Below are 18,611 nucleotides of genomic sequence, written 5' to 3' on the forward strand. Positions count from 1 at the left end.
TTGCTGGATGCGCTATCTGATGTATTGCGGGTGATTCGGCTGTCTGGAGGGGTCTTCCTCGAGGCGGAGTTCACTGCGCCCTGGTGTCTGAGCGGAAGAATCTCCGCCGACGATTGCAAACCGTTCCTGGCCGCCCCTCGACATATCATCGCCTCGCATTTTGTCGCGGCGGGGCACATGCAATTGCGAGTCGACGATGGTGCCACCCTCGAGGTGCGGGCAGGTGAACTCATTCTGCTTCCTCGCAACGACGTTCATACCTTTGGCAGTGATCTGGGCATTGCGCCCATGTCGGCACGCGAAGTCATTCAGCCGCCGGAAGTCGGCGGCATATCACGAATCAAGTGCGGTGGGGGCGGTGAGGCTACACAGCTACTGTGCGGATTTCTCGGCTCTGAAACACCGTTCAACCCGTTGCTTTCGTCGCTGCCATCCTTGTTGAAGCTGGATGTCCGCGCGACGGCTTCGGGCGCCTGGATTGAAAGCTCATTCCGTTTCGCCGTCAGTGAGATCGCGGCGGGGCGCGTGGGCTCGGCAACGGTCATCGCCAAGCTCTCCGAACTGCTGTTCGTCGAAGCCGTCAGCCAGTATGTCGCGAACCTCCCTCCTGAACGGCGTGGGTGGCTGGCGGGTCTGCGAGACCTGCATATCGGGCGCGCACTGGCGCTGCTCCATGCCCGTCCAACCGAGGGCTGGACGGCGGAAGCCCTGGCGCTTGAAGTGGGCATGTCGCGCTCGGTATTCGCGGAGCGATTCACGGCATTGGTCGGGCAGCCACCGATGCAATACCTGACGCTCTGGCGGATGCACGTGGCGGCTCAACACCTGCGCGAAGGTCGCGGTAATGTGGCGCAAATCGGCTTTGCAGTGGGCTACGAATCCGAAGCGGCGTTCAGTCGCGCATTCAAACGCCAGTTCGGCACATCACCCGGTACTTGGCGCAGACAATCGGCATGAGAAGGGCTGGTGCCTGAGGACAGTCTGATCAAGCCAGGCGGAGAATGTATCCTCGTGGCCGATTGCGGCCTGTCACGAAGGGCTGCTTGCGACCCGAAGCAGCCCTTGATGTCTGTTTATTGTCGCCATATGTTATTGGCATTCATGGAGGATTCTGACTGATGGCACGCATAGGATTGATACTGACACCCGGTTTTGCGGACTGGGAATATGCTTTCATTGCTGGAACTGCGTCCCCGTTTTACGGGATCGATGTCAGATTTTTCGCTAGTGCTACGGGGCAGTTCCGCTCGCAGGGTGGATTGGCTGTCACTGTCGATAGCAGTTTGCAGCAATGTCTGGACTGGAAACCGGACGTTGTTGTCGTCATTGGAGGAACGGTCTGGGAACGTGCAGAAGCACCGGATATTCGAGACTTTCTTCATGCCAGTCGCTCAAGTGGGGCGACAATTGCCGGTATCTGTGGGGGAACGCTGGCACTTGCGAGGGCCGGGCTTCTCGACTCGGTTCCTCATACCTCGAACAGCGCTGACTTCTTACAACAGAATGCCGCAGGTTATGAAGGGCGCACGCTTTATCGAAGCAGTCCAGTCGCTGTGGTTGCGGACCGCATTATAACTGCCCCAGGCCCTGCGCCCGTTAGCTTCACCTGCGCAGTGTTCGAAGGTGCCGGGTTATCTTCAGAGATCATTTCTCAGTTCAGGTCAATGTTGGCAGCGGAACATGGGTGACCGCTTCGTCCTGCAAAACAGCCAGTCTGTTGCGTCGACCGGTTGAATCCACAGCCGATTGCGGCCTGTCACGAAGGGTTGCTTGCGCCCCGGATTGTTCCGGGGCTTCGCACTAGCGACGATAGTAACGGCGATCGTCCTCGTAACGGTGCCGCATGGCCCGATCCTGGTGGCGCTCCCAATCACGACGGCGCTCGGCTTCCCGGCGAGCTTGCTCTCTACGCCACTGATCTCTTCGCCACTGATCCCTGCGCCAGTCGTCTCGGCGCCAATCGTCTCTACGATCGTGCCAATGGCCGTCATGCCGGTATCGGTCGTCATGGGCAAGCAACGGCCCTGGCTGCTTGCCGGCCATACTGGCCAAGGTCGGCCAAGGGTTGCCGGCGGCCTGGACGGGCGTCTGGATGGCTGGGGCTTGAGTTGCAGAAACAGGGGTTGAATCCTTCATCTGTGTGGCGGATGCCGAGCCCACTGCCGCGAACGCGAACAGGCCGAAGAGCACCATCCGTGGGACATGGAATTTCATGAGCGAAGACAACCTCTGATGGACAATCGGACGTGTGGCCATCTGGCGGCGGGTAGCCTGCGGGGGGGCGTGCTTACCGAGCGGATGTGCCTATCCACATAGACCGGTAAATAGGGAAAAGTTCTAGGGGCCGTTGCTTAAATAGCCAGCGGGGTCTCAGTCGTGGGGTGGTAAAAAAAGTACCGGTTGCGACGGCCGTTGCAGCCGGAACTTCAGGGTATTGACCGGGTCTATAGCGGCCCTGTATCGGCAGTGCCGTCCGAGTTCAGTCGAGTCCGCCCCCTGATGCCAAACAAGAGTTCTCTGCCGGTCCTCATCCTGGTGTTCTGCGCTGTCGCGTCGTTTTGTTCTGTCGCTGCCGAGCGAAGAGCGCCCGCGCAGAGCAACAGCGCATCAACCACCCTGATCGAAACAGCCTCGCGGCAGTATGAAAACGGTCAACTGGACCAGGCCGCCGCCACGCTTGAGCGTGCCCTGCATATCCAGCCGAACAATCCCGCGACGCTGCATTACCTCGGTGTGTTGCGTCTGCAGCAGGGGCAGTACCAGCAGGCTGAAACCTTGGCGGCGCGCTCGAACATGCGGGTGGGCAACAACGTCCAGTTGCGCAACCGCAACTTCCAATTGATCCAGGCGGCGCAGCAGGCCCAATCTTCGGGAACCCCAGCCAATGCCAAGGAGGACGTGGTCGCCGTACAGAAGGGGCTGCAAGAGGAGACCCAAAGGCGCCGCGAAGCGCAAGTGGCGGTTGTTGACCAATCCACGCCGATCACCGGGCGTGAGGCTGGCAACTTCACTACTGCAGAGGCAAATCGGGTTTCGGATGTACCGACGGCTGGCAGAGTGGGGTCCGAAGGACAATTGCAAATGGCTAATATCGGGCCAGAGCGGGCGTACGCTGAGGTTGAGATTCCCCGCGGCCATATGCCGCCTCCGGGCAAATGCCGAATCTGGTTTCCTGATCGTCCGCCAGGGCACCAGCCTCCACCCGGTAAATGCAAGAAGCTGCGCTATCGGGTTCCTTCAGGGGCCTATCTGGTACGCGGGTGAGTTTCCGGGTGTCCCTTTTGGGCTGACCAACCGGCTCTTGGCTGTCACACGAAGAAACCACCAGGCGCCAACCATTCCAGGACATCAAGTCATGGGCATGACAGCTCCGTTAGTGATATCGCCCTCAGCCAGCATTTGCTTGAGGCGCTCCCGTTCTTCGGGACCGGGTAGCACCCCAGTCGTCGTCGCCTCCAGCACCGTGACTCCCTGCGCGTTGAGAATCCGGACTTCGGCTTTTGCATGACCACGTCCATCGATGTCAGCAATGAGCCAGTGACAGGTGACTGGCTCGCCTGGATAAACCGGTCGTTTGAATTCGAAACTCATCCCTGTCGCCAGCCAGCCGATTTGCCCGCCAATTTCGGTGACGAGGCTGGCGGTCAGAAGGCCATGGGCAATGGGCGCCTTGAACCTGCGCAGTTCCGCGTAGTGCGCATCGCAGTGAACGGGGTTGTAGTCTCGAGAGATTTGCGCGAACTGACGAATATCATCCTCTGTGAAACAGCGGACTATGGTGAACCGTTCACCGACCTGGAGACCTTCGGCGGCACGTTCTCTCGGGCTTTTCATAAGCGCTCCCTGTTAGCAGTGAAGCAGTGGCTAAACCGTAAAATGTATTGCTGATAAAGGATCAACCGCGGGTCTGTTCGATCAGCAGCGCCAGCGCGATGATGATCATGGCGGCTCCAGAAAACCGGCTGACTCCTTGAGCGGCCGCAGGGCGCGCCCGAAGAATAACTTGCGAGCCAAATCCGACCAGCAGGTAGACCACGCCACAACTGACAGTGTGGACGAGTCCCAGCGCAATCATTTGCATCGGTACGGGCCAGGGAGCGGTCGCGTCGGCAAATTGAGGCAAGAGCGCCAGGAACAGCAGAAACACTTTTGGATTCAATCCGCTCACGCAAAGCCCCTTGAGCGCCCAGCGCTTCCATGAGCCCGACGCCTGAGTTTCATCCGCGTGAGGTGTAGAAGGGCGGCCAAGCATGTTGGCGCCCAACCAAAGCAGGTAACCCGCTCCGGCAATCGTAAGCCCCGACAAGGCCACAGGATGGTTGGCGACCAATGTGCCCACACCGCCGGCAACAATCATTGTGGCGATCAAATGGCCGGATAACAGACCGCCCACTGCGGGCAGGACGACTCGATGCTTCAACCCTGCCGAAATCGCGTAGGCCCAATCGGCGCCCGGCGTGATGATGAACAGAATCGATACGGCCCAGAACGCAACGAAAACGCTAATGGTCATGACGCTATTTAATCCTTGAATCAAAGGCCGCATCTGCATCGTTTCGAGCGCTGCGCGGCAATGAATGAGTGAAGGAAGAATAATGAAATCTTGTTAGAATTTACTTTCAAAGATGGTCATCAGAACGGCTCTGGTTGGGAGATTCTTCTATATGGACAGGATTGATCGAAAAATTCTTTCTGAGCTACAAAAGGATGGTCGCCTGTCTGTCACCGAACTGGCCGAGCGCGTGGGCCTGAGCCTTTCCCCGTGCCATCGGCGAGTCAGGGCCCTGGAGGAGTCTGGGGTGTTGCTGGGTTATCGCGCACGGCTGGACCCCGGCGCACTCGGCCTGAACTTTTCCGCCATGGTGTTTGCCACACTTCGGGAGGGTGACAGGCAAGCTGTAGAAGCTTTCGAGACGGCGCTCGTCGAAATACCCCAAGTGGTCGATGCCCAGCGTCTGTTTGGGGAGCCGGACTACCTGCTGCACGTGGTAACCCAGGATCTGCCGGCCTTCCAGAGGCTTTACGATGAGAGCCTCTCGACGTTACCCAACGTGCAACGGCTGACCTCGACGCTCGTCATGAAACGGGTCGTCCAGGATAGGCCCCTTCCTTTCTGATAGACGGGCTGCATGTGGTTCTTTATGAGCATCGATAGCGACCGCTTCTGGCCGATTGTTGCCTGTCGTGAAGAGCTGTATCCGACCCGCAGATGCCCATCGGAGTCTTGAGCAAGAGCGCCGAAAGCAGTCAGGCAATGAATGGGAAGCAGTTGCGCCATAGGCAGGCCCGAGGCGAACGGTAGCGGCTGCACCCGTGGAGGGCTGGCCGAATAACCAAAGTTGTCTGATTCCGGGCTGCTACAATCAAACGGCGTGCCGCCGCGGTGCTGTCGCAGGGGTTCAGTCGCCACAAAGTTTGACCCCTTCTTTTCCGCATGTCTTTCGGCATCCATTCACGTATTCACGGGGTTTGGAGGTTGAACATGTCGACTGAACCTTGCGCTACCAGCCGAGGATATTATCGGGTCAAGGAAACTGATCGTCGATCCTTAACCGTTTTACTGGGCGTCGGGGCAGCCTTCCTGATGCTGGCGGGTAACGCTCAGGCGCAGCAGGTGGCGATCCCTGCAACCGCCAGCGAAGTGCCCGGCCCTGCGAGCGGCACCGCCATGACCGAGGCGTACGTGCAATCGGTGGGGCGCATGGCCTACCTGTGGGGCTGGCCGCTGGTCAACATGGCCAACCGCGGCAACGCTTTTTCGAAGGCCCCCGAACCCGGCTTGATGGGCGGCGTGATACCGATCGCATTCAACCGGAACGCAATGTTGACCGGGTACGTCAGCCCGGACCAAACCTTCATCGCTTGCCCCAACCAGGATGTCGCGTACGGCGCCGGCTTCATGACGCTGGACAAAGAGCCCATCGTCTTCCAGGTCCCGGATTTCGGTGATCGTTTCTGGGTCTACGCCCACTATGACGCGCGCACCGACGAGTTCTCCGAGATCGGTAAGGCCTACGGCACCAAACCCGGCTTCTACATGATGGTCGGCCCAAACTGGAAGGGCGAAACTCCAGCCGGCATTACGGCAGTGGTGCGCTCCTCCACGTCGCTGGCCTTTGTCGTTCCGCGTATCTTCATCGATGACAGCGCTGAGGACCAAAAGGCCGTCCAGCCGGTGATCAGCCAGATCGTCTACTACCCGTTGTCGGAGTTCGACGGCAAGATGAAGTCCAAGGACTGGAGCAAGCTACCGCATTTCCCCACGCCGAAGACCACCGGCAAAGGGGAAGCCTCGTGGGTGAACCCGCAAACCTTCTTCGACGAACTACCTGCGGTGATGAAAAGCGTGCCGCCGCTGCCAGGCGAGGAAGCCCTCTATAACTGGATCGGCAGTGTGCTGGACGCCGCCGCCAAGGACCCGACAATCATGCAGACGCTCAAGGCAACCGCTGTCGGGGCTGAGCACGAGATGATTTCGCCGTTCCTGCGGTGGAGCAACAACGGTCGTGCCGCCGGCAATGGTTGGAATTCGCCGGTGAACAATGCCCAATGGGGAACCGACTACCTCAACCGGACCGCCTCCGCCAAGTCGAACATGTACGACAACCGCCCGGAAGAGACGAAATACATCTATACGGACAACGATAGCCAGGGCAAGCAACTCAACGGAAACAACACCTATGCCGTCACCTTTGGCAAGGGCCAGCTGCCACCGGTCAAGGGCTTCTGGTCGCTCACGCTATACAACGACGTCCACCTGTTTCATCCCAACGCGCTAACGCGCAATTCGCTGGGCACGAAGAACAAGAATCTCAAATACAACCCGGACGGGTCGCTGACGCTCTATGCCGGCGCCAGGACGCCCGGCAAGGACAAGGAAAGCAATTGGCTGCCGGCCCCCAGCGGCCCATTCTCGCTCTACATCCGTGCCTATTGGGCCGACAAAGCCATACTCGACGGCACGTGGCAGCCACCGGCCATCGCGACGGTGAAGTGATCAAACGGCAGAGGACGCAACCATGAATCCAAAGAGCTCGATCGTCGCTGCGCTCGTGAGCGCGTTAGTAATGAGCGAATTGGCAACGCAGGCCTGCGCTCAGGAAGCCAGCTTCAATAAACTCGCCGACCTGCCGTTCACGCAAGGCCGACCCACACAGGAGACCGCGCAGATACTACGCGACGAATTGCTTTTTCAACGGGCGACGCAGACGTATCTCTGGGCGCTGCCTTTGATCAACACCCTCGGCATGCAGGTGGGCTCGGAAAAGACATTCGGCGCCGGCTACAACGTCTTGCCGATCTGGAAGCGCAGACTTGATGCCAAGACCCTGGTGACGACCCCCAACTCCGATGTCCTTTACGCGATGAGCTACATCGACTTGGGAAGGGATGGACCGATGGTGATGGAAGCGCCGCCTGAGTTGCAAGGCATCCTGCTGGATGTCTGGCAGCGTCCCATCCCGGTCGATGGTGGCAAGTTCTTCGGTGACGTTGGTCTGTTTGGACCGGATGAGGGAAAGGGCGGCAAGTTTCTCCTCTTGCCACCCGGCTACAAGGGCGAAGTGCCGGAGGGCTATTACGTGTACCGCTCTGCCACAAACAATGTCTTTGTCTTTCTGCGCGGGTTCTATAAAGACCCGAAGAATCTGACGCCGGCGGTTACGCATCTTGAACAGACAAAGATATATCCAATGAACGGCGCGGCCGGGGCGAAACCGATGACATACCCCGATGCCTCCGGCGTCCCGGTCAACATGCTGCCGAGCAGCGACGGCAATGCCTTCGATCAACTCAAGCGGCTTGTGGACAGTGAAGGCGCCAACCTCGCCGGTCCCGACTGGCTCGGCATGCTGGCGGCGATCGGCATCGTCAAGGGGCAACCGTTCAATCCGGATAAGAAAACACGCGAGATCCTCGATCGGGCCGCCAGGACCGGCTACGAGATGAGCCGTGTCATTGGCTTTTCAGACAAGGCGAATGGTCTCTCGTATAGAGTCTATCCAGACCGCCAGTGGCTTAATCCTTTCGCCGACGGTACTCCCGCGAATCCGGGCGGGTCGAAGAATGATAGTTGGGAAAATGTCGCCGGAGCCTATCCGTACCTGGCCCTCGATGCTCGAATCTGGATGTTCACCAACTACTACTCGATAAGCCCGGGAATGATGTCTCAAACCCCAGGCAAGGGTGCCAAATATATGATCAGTTTCACCGACAGCGGGGGCACGCCCTTGTCGGGTGACACCAGCTATCACCTGAACCTGCCGGCCAACATTCCTGCCGCCTTGTTCTGGTCGGTGACGCTTTACGATGCCGCCAATGCTTCCGGTCTCGACAACGGCCAGCCGTTCCCCTCGCTCGGTTCGCGTGACAAGCCGGTGCAGAACGCCGACGGCAGCACCGACCTCTACCTCGGACCCAAAGTACCCGAAGGCAAGCAAGCCAACTGGCTCGCCACTGTGCCAGGCAAAGGTTATTTCGCCATCATCCGACTCTACGGTCCGAGGGAACCCGCTATCGATAAGAGCTGGAAGCCCGGTGACATCGAGAAGGTGAAGTGACGTTGGCCTGCCGATGTCGGGAGGTAAACATAATGCGGATGAGATCACCAACGAGGGAGGCCTTAAGCAGAGTCCGCTCCTCACTCCGAAAGGGTTAACGGGTCGCGGGTCAAGACATTGGCTGAAAGGTTCATCAATCAGCCAGATGGTCTGCGTGTGGCGATCAGGTGTCAGTACTGAGTCAATCCACGACTTCAAGCATGGATGCCTGGGTGGACTCCTGTGCCGAGGGAGGTCTCATGCTATCCGCGCTTGAGTTTGTGTTTCACCCACTATGAAACCGTAGGCTCCTCACCACGTATCGTGCCCGCCGTGCTGGCGACCACAAGCGCCACGGCACAAGCCAGCAATGCGAATGCCGTGAAAACCCCCATCACATGCAAGCATGGCATGACATGATTCCAGGCTCGAGCCACCCCCAGGAAAGCGGCGAACAGCCAGCCACTCATGGAGAACGCCCCCAAGAGTGCAAGGCGACCGCGGTCGGAGCCCGGTAACAAGACGAAGGGGGCTTTTTGCAACAACGGGAAGCCGACGCGATGCAACAGACCTCCGTTCAGAGTCAGCAGTGCGACAACCGCCACCTTGGCCCAGAGCTTCTGGTTGAGCAAGTACGCAGTACCCTCGAGGAGGTACCCCTGAAGGACCAACAGCAGACCACTGCCCCAAAGGGCCAGTAACGCGAGGGTGGCGATTTTCCTGGTTTCTTCCAGATACTCAAGCTTCGCCTGATCCAGCGCTTCCTTGCGCCAACTCCAAAGCTTGTGATCGGCTAGCAATACCCTGCCGAGGGCAATACAGCTGGCGAGCAGATGAACGTACACGAGGAGCATTTTCAGCATTATTTTTTTTGACCTTATTGTATGGACAATGCTCTCCCTGCGTCCTGATTTTGAATATTAATGATACGTATTCCTGCTTGTAACAACAAGTTTCAATACCCTCTAGTCAGCATTTTTTGCGCTTGCCAGTACATGCCGATTGGATCCAGTCGGATATGTGCAGGTACAGGTGTTCGATTCTGAGCGAGAAAGGCCGCTCCTGGCCGCTATTTGTCTGTCACGACTGCTGGATGCGAAGCGCCGCCCGAACTTGTATTAATCAGAGATTGGTCATCAGCTATGCGACCGCGAGAGGTCGAGGGGCTCACTGGCATTGCCCCACAAGCCCTCAAGTTTGAAGTGGCTCTTGAGTTTCTGTGCCCACCTCTCATTCCAACATCATCGACTTTTTGAAATCACACCACTCATGTATTGATTTATATCGCGCAGATCCTTAATCCTCCAGGAGAATGGCGATAGCTTTACACCATTCTCTTGCAAAGTTCTTGGGATCAAGTCTCCATTTGGACGAAGTATTATCGATGACACAATAACGCCCGGATAATCATTTAATCGTTTTTTGAAAATGGAGGTTGTAAGGTCAGGTGTTGGGGGATTGCTTTTATTAGCCAGTGGCCCTGTTCCTTTGAGATCTGTTCCGTGGCACATGATACATCTCTGTGAGTAGAGATTTTTCCCGTTAACATTATCCGCGAAGGACAGTGATGTTTGAACTAGCGATAAAATTCCGAGCGTGACGATGAATAATATTTTCATTTTTATGTGGCCTTGTTGTTTAAATCAGATCTGAATCGAGGGCAAACCCCGGAGTTGCCATTGCAACACTCAGTTCATCAGCAATGTGCTCGCGCCCACGAGAGGTCGACTGGCGAAACACACTGATCAGGTTGTCAGCGGGCAGTTGTTGTATTCAGGTGCCAGAGGGCCAACTCGAGCGGGCGGTCATTTTGCTTGTCTGGCAACGTCGAGGCCGGGAAGCCGATGGGGTTGTCGCCAGCGAATGCCTGTAGTTTCAGGCAGATAAAGGGCAGGGCGCCGAGCACTGTTTTCATTGTTTTCATCTTCCTTGATGGGATCAGCGTCGATTGGACGCGATCAGGTGCGCGGGAAAGATATCAGCCATCGTGTCGGCATACACACATTCCCGTTGAATCAACTCGTTTTCCTGGCGCATCCCAGTGACGGCTTTTGACTGTGGAGCAGCCCCTCGCGACAAGCAGAAAGCGGCCGATTGTGTTGAAAAAGTCGGTCCTTCCAGACTGCCCGCGTACTGACTGCTGAAAATGCCTTTTTTGCGCGTAGCTACGCGAAATCTGAGCCCGGAATCCTCTGCTTAAAGTAAAGATTTCAATCTCAAGCGCGTACTTTTCTGCCGTGGAAACCATGGCCGACTTTTTCAACACAATCGGCCAGCAGCAGTCAGTCAGCGCGCTTACAAGAGGAGGGGCGATGCAGCTTCCCATTCAACTGACCTTGCTGCGATACCAGACGGCAGTACGTTCATTATCAGGTTGGGATTTTCGTATTTCGAACTGCCGTGATTCGTGCAGGACATGCCTCCAGCTGCTGCAACCGTAGCGCTTGGGCATCTGCTCTGGATAGGTATCACCAATCCAGCGGATGGCTGCTTCCAGTCGAGTCCAGCCACTTTCGGCAAGCTTGGTTTCCGCTTCACGTAAACAGCTGCATATCCCACTGCCGGGCCAATCGACTGAGCCATCCACCCGGATACCGTCGAACACATCTTCAAATGCTTGGCTCTGCATAAACGAAGCCAGTTTATCTCGTGCCTCACTCATGTGTTTGGCCCAGGATTGCAGATTCAGACAATGCCGATTGATGGTTTCGTAGCTGTCCTCCAGAAAACCATCCGCCGCCTGGCAGCCTGATTCAGTCCAGAGATCGAAACGCTCAATGAAGTGGTGGACCAGTTCATTGCGCAGGTCAACGAGCTCCTTGAGAGCGGCCTTCGTTGCCTCATAGCGCTCGCCTGACATTTCCAACTGGTGTCGATAGCTGAACCAGATCTGGTCACCGGCTTCGGCTTGCGTCTGTGATTCTTCATTTTGGGGCGACTGGGTCAGAAAGCTTTCGGTCAACATCCCCATCAACGTGCCCATGGTTTTTTTCTGGGCACATGCGACCTTCTGCTCACGGATGATAGACAGCCGATCCGCAGGACCGCTCAGCTCGCCATGTGCGACAAGGGCTTTCAGCTGCCGTTCGTATTGTTGCAAGCGCAACAGGCAGCGCCCCAGCTTGCGCTGCACTATAGGTTGAAGGTCAGGTACATCATCCGAGGGCATGTCAGTGACTTCATCCATGATTAACGACTCAGGCATAAGTGGTAGGGCTGGAGCGATTCACTTCAATACGTTTGCCCCGCCAGGAGGGCTTGCAACGCGTAAATCGGATGCTTTCAACCTCGATTCCCAGGTATCGGAAGGTGCTTTCGTATCTGAGGTGTTTGGTTGGGAAATTACACCCTACTTGACCACCCATTTGCATTGCACCTGACCAGTCACTGCCATTGGCAGTGCTTGTTGACAGAAGTGGCGATGCCACAACAGGATGGATGGATTCTTAGGAACCACTATGAAGACTATCCTGCCCACCCCAACCAACGCACTCTTGCACCCGGATCAAGTGCAGTCACTTGTTTCGTTTCTTGAGCACGAACCACATCCGATGATCGTGCTCGATCCGGACTACAACATCCTGGCTGCCAACACCGCCTATCAGCGGCAGTTCGGCAGCGCTGACAAACCCTTTATCGGCCATAAGTGTTATCAGGTTTCACACCATTACGATGTACCTTGTGATCAGGCGGGGGAGAACTGTCCGATGAAAAAGGCGCAGGAAATGCGCGGACCGGATCGTGTTTTGCACATTCACCATACGCCTCGTGGTCCAGAGCATGTCGACGTCGAATTGCGCCCGATTCTAGACGAGCACGGTGTTATTACCGCCTATGTGGAGCGTCTCACACTGGTTCGCGGCGCATCGGCGCGACCCAGCAACGAAGGGTTGGTTGGCCATTCACCAGCCTTTAACCTTGCCCTGTCGGAGCTGCAGCGGGTGGCACCATCAATGCTGCCGGTACTGCTGCTAGGCGAATCCGGCACGGGCAAAGAACTGTTCGCCCGCGCCGTACATGAAACCAGTGAGCGGGCCACTGGACCCTTTGTAGTCGTTGATTGTTCTGGTTTGACCGAAACGTTATTTGAGAGCGAACTATTCGGCCATGAAAAGGGAGCATTCACCGGTGCCACCGCACGTAAGCCTGGCTTGGTTGAAACGGCCCAAGGCGGCACGTTGTTTCTCGATGAGATTGGCGATGTTCCGCTGGCAATGCAGGTAAAACTCTTGCGCCTGATTGAGTCGGGCACTTATCGCCGTGTCGGCAGTGTTGAGACCCTTCATGCTAACTTCAGGTTAATTGCTGCGACCCACAAACCACTGGAAAAAATGATGGAGAAAGGTGAGTTCAGGCAGGACCTGTACTACCGCATCAGCGCTTTTCCAATTCAGTTACCACCCTTGCGCAACCGAGTTGAAGACATTGGTTTGCTGGTGAACTCATTTCTACAGCGTGCCAGTACCGGCAAGCGCCGGATGACGATAGAAGCTGATGCTCTGATGCAATTGCAGTGTTTTGCCTGGCCGGGCAACATCCGTGAACTACGCAATGTTCTAGAAAGAGCGAGCCTGTTTGCTGACGATGGTGTGATCCGCTCCATACATTTACCTCAGGCATCCGTCGTGATGGCCGCGCAGGCCTCTACTTCCAATCCTTTCGATGGCAGCACGCTGGAACAGGCACTTGCTACTTTTATAGGTACCCGCAGTGAGCTTGCCAAGCACCTGGGTATCAGCGAGCGTACTTTGTACAGACGACTGAAAGTACAAGGTTTGGTCTAGTATCTGGCGTTCACGCTGCACGACTGCCAGTGACTGCCAGTGACTGCCATCCTGGCAGCGTATTAACCTGCCAAGGCATCCCGCGCCTTGGCAGGCTGCTATTTAAGTAGTTGTTATAAAAAGATAAAAACAAGATATCCCCTCTTGGTATGGCGTGTGCTAACTGCATAATCATGACCACTCCTGACAAACGACTGCGAGGCCACCAACCTCAGCTTCTCGGAATGGTCGAGTGTGTTTGGTAACGCCAAGATCACCGCTGCGTATTTACCCGAACCTAAAAAAATAAAAACAGGTGTCTCTATGCTTCTCGACCATGCGTTGTTAATCGATGCCAGTGGCATGCCGATACGCCAGCACCATAAAAGTTATTCAACCGAATGGGATGAAATCAGCGACTGGTCGAGCCGCGTTTATATGCCCTATCGTGTGTCCCCAAAAGGGCATGCAATCAAGCCCCACGCAACCATGCATTCGTCCAGGATTGGCGAGTTGACGCTGAGTCGTTTTGCCTATGGCGTGGCGGTGTGCGTCGATGATTTTTCGCCAGAAGCCGGGAATGCACTTTTGCTCACGACCATTCGCGGCAATGCCCGGCACTGGGTGCAGCGTTCTGTCACTGAAGATACGGCTGTGGGAGGATCCTTCATCGCCGATTGCAGTCGTGTCGATTACCGGATCGACCTTGACCCGGATCACTTGCAGCTGAATCTGACCATTCCTCATGGGCTTTTGGAGCAGATGGCACAGCAGTGGTTTGGGTTCGTGCCCGATGATCAGTTCTGGAGACACAAGTGCGTCATTGGCGGCGTTGGTTCGAGCTGGCTAAGTCTGCTGGAGTACACGGTTCGTTGTGTGGCGGAGGCACCCGAACACATGGCTAAAGGGCGTATGGGGGCTCACCTGGAGCAAAGTCTTTGCGTTCATCTGCTGCAAGAGTGGGCTGGCCGCGCCGCGCAAGCCGGGTTTGACTTCAGTAGTCCCATGAATCGGATTGCACCCCGTTACGTCAGGGCTGCCGAAGAGTTCATGAGTGCCAATGCCGCGAGCCTGCCGACGATGGCAGAGGTTGCCAGTGCGGTCGGGACCAGTGTGCGGGCATTGAGTGGTGCCTTCTCACGATTTCGCGGTATGACGCCCGGTGCATTCTTGCGCGAGCAGCGATTGCAGGGGGCGCGGCGCGATTTATTGGCGACGGATCCGGAGTCGGGCACGACCGTTTCGTCTGTCGCCTTTCGCTGGGGATATTTGAATCTGGGTGAATTTGCGGGGTGCTATCGCAAGCGTTTCAGCGAGTTACCCTCCCAAACCTTGCGGCGCCGGCTGCGCTAGCGATTTGACGAAGGACAAGGGCACCGAGAGCTGTGTCGAAGCCGCTCTCGGTGCCCAGGAATCCAGTCATTTGCTGCGGATCAGAACACCCACAACAGCCGTAGGTTAACCCGCTGCTTTTCCTTGAAACCGTTGTCGACCGAGACGTCCTGGCCGTAATTGACCAAGGCCTGGAAGGCAGGGGTCAACCAGTATGATCCCCCGACACGGAACTTACTGGTGTCGGGTTCATCGTTCTGATCCTGTCCGTCAAGGCGTGTCTCACCACCCCAGAGTTGAGACGCACCGACATGCACCGACAGCTTGGGTGTCACGGCGTACCTCAGGTAGGTCTGGGCTTGCCATTGCGGCTTCTGGCGCAATGTCAGACCTTGACTCGAGAAGTCGTCATTTTTGCCAAACAAGGTCACATCAGCGGTGAGGTCCAGGGACAGTTTTTCAGTCAGACCGGTCACATAACCCGTTTGCAATATCAGCTTCCAACGGTTTTCGCCAAGGTTGAGTGCATCGTTTCGGTCATAGTTACCGGTCGGCACGTACAGGTAGGGAGCAATACCCCAGTAACGGTTTTTTGCCGGGTCATTCACCAGCCACAGGGTAGACGCCAGGATCAGATCACCCACGCCACTGGTTTGTCCCAACGAGTCGTTATCGCGTGTACCTTCCAGGCGACCGAAGGGCAACAGGAACTGCGAATTGACGGTGTAGTCACCCAGTTGTTGGTAATTTGCGACTCGCAGTATGCCGATATCCGAGTCGAGCCCCGCTTTGACCGCAACCTTGTGGCCATCACTGTAAAGCGAGCGCCGCTGCGCATGTTGCAGGTAAAGCAAGCCGATGTTGCTGCCGGCTGGCAGCGCAGCAGCGTATTCGCCGGCATCCACATCGACGGCCTGGGCGTTGCCCGCCAGCATGGCCATCGCAAGGCCGGCACCAAACATTGAAGTGTCAAACGCGCATACCAAGGATCGAACGCGCGCAGGAGTACGTATGGAGAGCTCCATGAGTCACCGTTTTTGTTTTTGTTGGTTTTCAGAGAGGGAACAGTTTTTTGCACCATCGCCTGGAGCCCGTGGCGGGCTCTCATAGGACTTAAGGCGAATCAGCTACTGGCTTGGTGGATCAGATGGCGGTAGGCCGCCGTTTCGAAATCCAGATACGCATTGACCGAAACAGGGTCTGCGAAGGGCAATATCTGGGTGGCCCAAAAACCACCGATGCCGTTCTTGCGGTCGATCCAATAGTAAAGGTTGGCCAATCCGGCCCACGCCAAAGAGCCCGCAGGTCGGCCGGTGGGGGCGTCTTGTTCGTTGATCATGAAACTCAACGCCCATGACTTGGGCATGCCCGGGAAAAACTCCGCGGTGTTAGAGATGCTTGGAATAACGCCGGGAAGGGCTTTGACTTTCAGATTTTCAAGGCCATTTTTTTCAGCGAAGCGAATCGTTTCCGGTTTCAGAATCCTTCCGTGATCACCCTGCCCATCGTTAAGCCAGGCACGGATAAACAGGCAATAATCCTTCACAGTCGAAAACAGGCCATGACCGCCCATGTGCACTTCGGGCTCCTGCGAAACAATGGAGTCCTCGATTGCCGTCAGCGATCCATCCTCTTCCCGCTGATGCATGCCAGCCCGTCGCTGGAGCATCGACGGGGTCATGGTAAACGCGGTATCGGTCATGCCCAGTGGCTCGAAAATACGCTGTCGCATAACGTCACCCAGACGTTTGCCAGTAATGGCCTCCACCACCAGGCCGGCCCAATCCATACTGGAGCCGTATTCCCACTGTTCGCCGGGCTCAAACAGCAAGGGTGTTTTCAGTGCTGCCAGCGACCCGCCGATGACGCTGGGTTGTCCTTGTTCCTGAACCAGTCTGTTGTAGTTTTCGTTGAAAAACTCATAACCAAAGCCTGCCGTGTGAAGCAGAAGCATTCGGGTTGTAATGTGATTTTTGGGAGCGCGAAGCCGTGGGGTGCCGTCGCTATCAAACCCTTCGAGCACCTTCAGTTCGCCGATCATCGGTACATAGGTCCTGGCAGGCGCATCGAGGTCGAGTCGACCTTCTTCGACCAACTGCAGCACTGCTGTGGCGGTTATCGCTTTCGTCGTGGAATACATGGCGAAAACACTGTCGGTCGTCATTGCACCTGCTTGACCGGACATTCGTTGTCCCGATGCACCCTCGTAGAGCAAACCGTCGCGCCCGGTTATTGCTGCGACTACGCCTGGGACGCGTTGCTGTCCAGCCGTGACGGTATCGAGCAAGTGGTTGAGTGATGATGTAAGACCTGGATTCATTTTTTATTCTCCTTAAACCCAACCTATAGTCCGCTCGGCTAGAGCCTATGGCAGGGCAGTGGTAGGACTGACTGGGCCGACGTCAAGGGATGAGCGTCGGGCCAGTGGAGAGTACGAAAATAGAATCAGAGTGTTTGTCGGCTGCCGGCAGAGGATGTCGGAGTCAGGCACTTATTCAAGTACCGCGCAGATGGGTGCTGTGTAAGCGACTGAGGCCAGATTTGAGTGCTCGCTGGCGGGCGATTTGGTACGCCGCACGGGGCGACTTGGAAGCGGTTACTTACGGGGCGAGGTTTCCACGTCTTGTCGAAGAAGCCCTTGGTCGGGCCATAGAGGTGCAGGATCGCCAAGAAACCCATGTTTCACCGACCTGGATTTTGGGTGGAACACCCATGTGCACGTCAAATCTGCTGCGTGATCTTATTGAGTAAGCTCATGCACTACGGAAGATGCGGCCGGGGCGGCCGATCAGTACGACTCTGCCAAACCGGAACGATCCATCATTCGAACACTGGCAAAGGTCGATTCGTTTCGCGCCTGGTCGAGCGCTGTCAGCGGTTTGGTCAATGACGGCTGTGTAGTCGCAAGCGTTGCCAGTTTGCGACTCGTTTCAGAGCCGGAACGCTCCTCACTGGGTGGAACACCAAAGTACTCGCGATAGCATTTGGAAAAATGGGGTGTCGACACGAAACCGCATACATACGCCAGCTCAATGATCGACAATGATGTTTGCTTGAGCAGTTGTCGCGCTCGAACAAGACGTAACCTCATGTAGTAGCGTGACGGCGTACAGTGAAGGTATTTCTGAAACAGCCGCTCCAGCTGTCGACGTGACAGGTCAACGTATTCTGCAAGGTTATCGAGGTCGATCGGTTCTTCGAGATTGGCCTCCATCAACGCGACGATCTCTTGCAGTTTGGGCTGATGAGTTCCGAGCATATGTCTGAGTGGAACGCGCTGATGATCCTGTTCGTTGCGTATGCGCTCGTAAACAAACATCTCGGAGATGGCTGCGGATAATTCACGACCATGATCGCGACCGATCAGGTGCAGCATCATGTCCATGGGGGCCGTTCCGCCGGAGCTTGTAAAGCGGTTCTGGTCGAGGGTGAACAGGCTCGCGCTGATGCTGACTCGCGGGAAAGCTTCCTGCATGGCGGCCAGAAACTCCCAATGCACACTGCACTCGTAGCCGTCGAGCAGCCCGGCTTTTGCGAGCGCCCAGCTACCGGTGCACACGCCTCCCAGCCGCCTGGATTGACGCGCCAAGGCTTGCAGCCAGGTAATGTGCTCGCGGGTAATCACGCTCTGGATTCCAATACCGCCGCACACGATTACAGTGTCCGCCACCAATGGGTTGTTCCACGAAGCATCCGGAGTGATCTGCACGCCGTCACTGGCCCAGACCGGCTCTCCACCGGGGCTGAACGTATGCCAGCGATACAGTTCTCGCCCCGACAACTGATTGGCCATGCGCAGTGGTTCTACTGCCGACGCCAGGGAAATGAGTGTGAATTTGTCCAGCAGCAGAAAACCGACGGATTGGGTCTTCCCGTCGGACACGGTGGAGTTCGATGACATCGTGGTCATGTCCTCACAAAAAGCGATGACGGCCTGTGACACAGGAGCGGGTAATACCCCCTGTCCTGGCGAAGGGGG

Annotated in this window: 18 protein-coding genes; 8 read left to right on the forward strand and 10 right to left on the reverse strand. The window is 56.6% G+C overall.

Annotated elements, in window-relative coordinates:
* Positions 1–957, forward strand: coding sequence for an AraC family transcriptional regulator (locus tag AC3WN7_RS22265; RefSeq protein ID WP_102674935.1), 957 nt, complete (start codon positions 1–3; stop codon positions 955–957).
* A 161-nt stretch (positions 958–1,118) separates the two neighbouring features.
* Complete coding sequence (locus AC3WN7_RS22270; RefSeq protein ID WP_095967197.1) at positions 1,119–1,688, forward strand: DJ-1/PfpI family protein; 570 nt, start codon at positions 1,119–1,121, stop codon at positions 1,686–1,688.
* Between the two features lie 112 nt (positions 1,689–1,800).
* On the opposite strand, the gene AC3WN7_RS22275 is transcribed toward AC3WN7_RS22270, so the two are convergent.
* The gene (locus AC3WN7_RS22275; RefSeq protein WP_102674949.1) at positions 1,801–2,214 is read right to left on the reverse strand and encodes a hypothetical protein; all 414 of its coding nucleotides are present in this window, start codon (positions 2,212–2,214) and stop codon (positions 1,801–1,803) included.
* Between the two features lie 285 nt (positions 2,215–2,499).
* Here AC3WN7_RS22275 and AC3WN7_RS22280 point away from each other — a divergent pair, with 285 nt between their 5' ends.
* Positions 2,500–3,264, forward strand: coding sequence for a tetratricopeptide repeat protein (locus tag AC3WN7_RS22280; RefSeq protein ID WP_102674936.1), 765 nt, complete (start codon positions 2,500–2,502; stop codon positions 3,262–3,264).
* A gap of 84 nt (positions 3,265–3,348) precedes the next feature.
* On the opposite strand, the gene AC3WN7_RS22285 is transcribed toward AC3WN7_RS22280, so the two are convergent.
* Positions 3,349–3,834 carry a MaoC family dehydratase gene (locus tag AC3WN7_RS22285; protein WP_095967195.1) on the reverse strand — a complete coding sequence of 162 codons (486 nt, stop codon included), beginning with the start codon at positions 3,832–3,834 and terminating at the stop codon, positions 3,349–3,351.
* A gap of 61 nt (positions 3,835–3,895) precedes the next feature.
* Positions 3,896–4,513 carry a LysE family translocator gene (locus tag AC3WN7_RS22290; RefSeq protein WP_102674937.1) on the reverse strand — a complete coding sequence of 206 codons (618 nt, stop codon included), beginning with the start codon at positions 4,511–4,513 and terminating at the stop codon, positions 3,896–3,898.
* 151 nt (positions 4,514–4,664) lie between these two features.
* Here AC3WN7_RS22290 and AC3WN7_RS22295 point away from each other — a divergent pair, with 151 nt between their 5' ends.
* From AC3WN7_RS22295 to AC3WN7_RS22305, 3 genes are all read left to right on the forward strand, one after another.
* Positions 4,665–5,117: an Lrp/AsnC family transcriptional regulator gene (locus AC3WN7_RS22295; RefSeq protein WP_095967251.1), complete on the forward strand. Its 453-nt coding sequence runs from the start codon at positions 4,665–4,667 to the stop codon at positions 5,115–5,117.
* Positions 5,118–5,482: 365 nt separating this feature from the next.
* Entirely contained in the window at positions 5,483–6,997 is a 1,515-nt protein-coding gene (locus tag AC3WN7_RS22300) for a DUF1254 domain-containing protein (protein ID WP_102674938.1), read from the forward strand.
* Positions 6,998–7,019: 22 nt separating this feature from the next.
* Positions 7,020–8,558, forward strand: coding sequence for a DUF1254 domain-containing protein (locus AC3WN7_RS22305; RefSeq protein ID WP_095967192.1), 1,539 nt, complete (start codon positions 7,020–7,022; stop codon positions 8,556–8,558).
* Between the two features lie 272 nt (positions 8,559–8,830).
* Here AC3WN7_RS22305 and AC3WN7_RS22310 read toward each other — a convergent pair whose 3' ends face one another.
* The 4 genes from AC3WN7_RS22310 to AC3WN7_RS22325 form a co-directional block, all read right to left on the reverse strand.
* Positions 8,831–9,400 carry a hypothetical protein gene (locus AC3WN7_RS22310; RefSeq protein ID WP_015094646.1) on the reverse strand — a complete coding sequence of 190 codons (570 nt, stop codon included), beginning with the start codon at positions 9,398–9,400 and terminating at the stop codon, positions 8,831–8,833.
* Between the two features lie 378 nt (positions 9,401–9,778).
* A complete protein-coding gene (locus AC3WN7_RS22315) occupies positions 9,779–10,156 on the reverse strand; it encodes a c-type cytochrome (RefSeq protein ID WP_207258417.1) in 378 nt (125 codons plus the stop codon).
* A 134-nt stretch (positions 10,157–10,290) separates the two neighbouring features.
* Positions 10,291–10,452: a hypothetical protein gene (locus AC3WN7_RS22320; RefSeq protein WP_158247845.1), complete on the reverse strand. Its 162-nt coding sequence runs from the start codon at positions 10,450–10,452 to the stop codon at positions 10,291–10,293.
* Between the two features lie 411 nt (positions 10,453–10,863).
* On the reverse strand, positions 10,864–11,724 hold the full coding sequence (locus AC3WN7_RS22325; protein WP_102674940.1) for an OST-HTH/LOTUS domain-containing protein: 861 nt from the start codon (positions 11,722–11,724) through the stop codon (positions 10,864–10,866).
* Between the two features lie 271 nt (positions 11,725–11,995).
* Here AC3WN7_RS22325 and AC3WN7_RS22330 point away from each other — a divergent pair, with 271 nt between their 5' ends.
* The gene (locus tag AC3WN7_RS22330; RefSeq protein WP_095967189.1) at positions 11,996–13,321 is read left to right on the forward strand and encodes a sigma-54 interaction domain-containing protein; all 1,326 of its coding nucleotides are present in this window, start codon (positions 11,996–11,998) and stop codon (positions 13,319–13,321) included.
* A gap of 303 nt (positions 13,322–13,624) precedes the next feature.
* On the forward strand, positions 13,625–14,653 hold the full coding sequence (locus AC3WN7_RS22335; protein ID WP_095967188.1) for an AraC family transcriptional regulator: 1,029 nt from the start codon (positions 13,625–13,627) through the stop codon (positions 14,651–14,653).
* Between the two features lie 80 nt (positions 14,654–14,733).
* On the opposite strand, the gene AC3WN7_RS22340 is transcribed toward AC3WN7_RS22335, so the two are convergent.
* The 3 genes from AC3WN7_RS22340 to gbdR all read right to left on the reverse strand — a co-directional run bounded on the left by AC3WN7_RS22340 (position 14,734) and on the right by gbdR (position 18,542).
* Positions 14,734–15,657, reverse strand: a complete 924-nt coding sequence (locus AC3WN7_RS22340; RefSeq protein WP_095967187.1) for a transporter — start codon at positions 15,655–15,657, stop codon at positions 14,734–14,736.
* A gap of 98 nt (positions 15,658–15,755) precedes the next feature.
* Positions 15,756–16,952: a methyl acetate hydrolase AcmB gene (acmB, locus tag AC3WN7_RS22345; protein ID WP_095967186.1), complete on the reverse strand. Its 1,197-nt coding sequence runs from the start codon at positions 16,950–16,952 to the stop codon at positions 15,756–15,758.
* Between the two features lie 468 nt (positions 16,953–17,420).
* Positions 17,421–18,542: a choline metabolism transcriptional regulator GbdR gene (gene gbdR, locus AC3WN7_RS22350; protein WP_102674950.1), complete on the reverse strand. Its 1,122-nt coding sequence runs from the start codon at positions 18,540–18,542 to the stop codon at positions 17,421–17,423.
* Positions 18,543–18,611 lie beyond the last annotated feature (69 nt).

The sequence above is a fragment of the Pseudomonas sp. FW305-70 genome, from assembly GCF_058783925.1.

What these genes read in the sequence shown, in the direction of transcription:
- AC3WN7_RS22270 (WP_095967197.1), top strand. Translation starts at nt 1,119, where the DNA reads ATGGCACGCATAGGATTGATACTGACACCCGGTTTTGCGGACTGGGAA.
- AC3WN7_RS22275 (WP_102674949.1), bottom strand. Translation starts at nt 2,214, where the DNA reads ATGAAATTCCATGTCCCACGGATGGTGCTCTTCGGCCTGTTCGCGTTC.
- AC3WN7_RS22280 (WP_102674936.1), top strand. Translation starts at nt 2,500, where the DNA reads ATGCCAAACAAGAGTTCTCTGCCGGTCCTCATCCTGGTGTTCTGCGCT.
- AC3WN7_RS22285 (WP_095967195.1), bottom strand. Translation starts at nt 3,834, where the DNA reads ATGAAAAGCCCGAGAGAACGTGCCGCCGAAGGTCTCCAGGTCGGTGAA.
- AC3WN7_RS22290 (WP_102674937.1), bottom strand. Translation starts at nt 4,513, where the DNA reads ATGACCATTAGCGTTTTCGTTGCGTTCTGGGCCGTATCGATTCTGTTC.
- AC3WN7_RS22295 (WP_095967251.1), top strand. Translation starts at nt 4,665, where the DNA reads ATGGACAGGATTGATCGAAAAATTCTTTCTGAGCTACAAAAGGATGGT.
- AC3WN7_RS22300 (WP_102674938.1), top strand. Translation starts at nt 5,483, where the DNA reads ATGTCGACTGAACCTTGCGCTACCAGCCGAGGATATTATCGGGTCAAG.
- AC3WN7_RS22305 (WP_095967192.1), top strand. Translation starts at nt 7,020, where the DNA reads ATGAATCCAAAGAGCTCGATCGTCGCTGCGCTCGTGAGCGCGTTAGTA.
- AC3WN7_RS22310 (WP_015094646.1), bottom strand. Translation starts at nt 9,400, where the DNA reads ATGCTGAAAATGCTCCTCGTGTACGTTCATCTGCTCGCCAGCTGTATT.
- AC3WN7_RS22315 (WP_207258417.1), bottom strand. Translation starts at nt 10,156, where the DNA reads ATGAAAATATTATTCATCGTCACGCTCGGAATTTTATCGCTAGTTCAA.
- AC3WN7_RS22320 (WP_158247845.1), bottom strand. Translation starts at nt 10,452, where the DNA reads ATGAAAACAGTGCTCGGCGCCCTGCCCTTTATCTGCCTGAAACTACAG.
- AC3WN7_RS22325 (WP_102674940.1), bottom strand. Translation starts at nt 11,724, where the DNA reads ATGGATGAAGTCACTGACATGCCCTCGGATGATGTACCTGACCTTCAA.
- AC3WN7_RS22330 (WP_095967189.1), top strand. Translation starts at nt 11,996, where the DNA reads ATGAAGACTATCCTGCCCACCCCAACCAACGCACTCTTGCACCCGGAT.
- AC3WN7_RS22335 (WP_095967188.1), top strand. Translation starts at nt 13,625, where the DNA reads ATGCTTCTCGACCATGCGTTGTTAATCGATGCCAGTGGCATGCCGATA.
- AC3WN7_RS22340 (WP_095967187.1), bottom strand. Translation starts at nt 15,657, where the DNA reads ATGGAGCTCTCCATACGTACTCCTGCGCGCGTTCGATCCTTGGTATGC.
- acmB (WP_095967186.1), bottom strand. Translation starts at nt 16,952, where the DNA reads ATGAATCCAGGTCTTACATCATCACTCAACCACTTGCTCGATACCGTC.
- gbdR (WP_102674950.1), bottom strand. Translation starts at nt 18,542, where the DNA reads ATGACCACGATGTCATCGAACTCCACCGTGTCCGACGGGAAGACCCAA.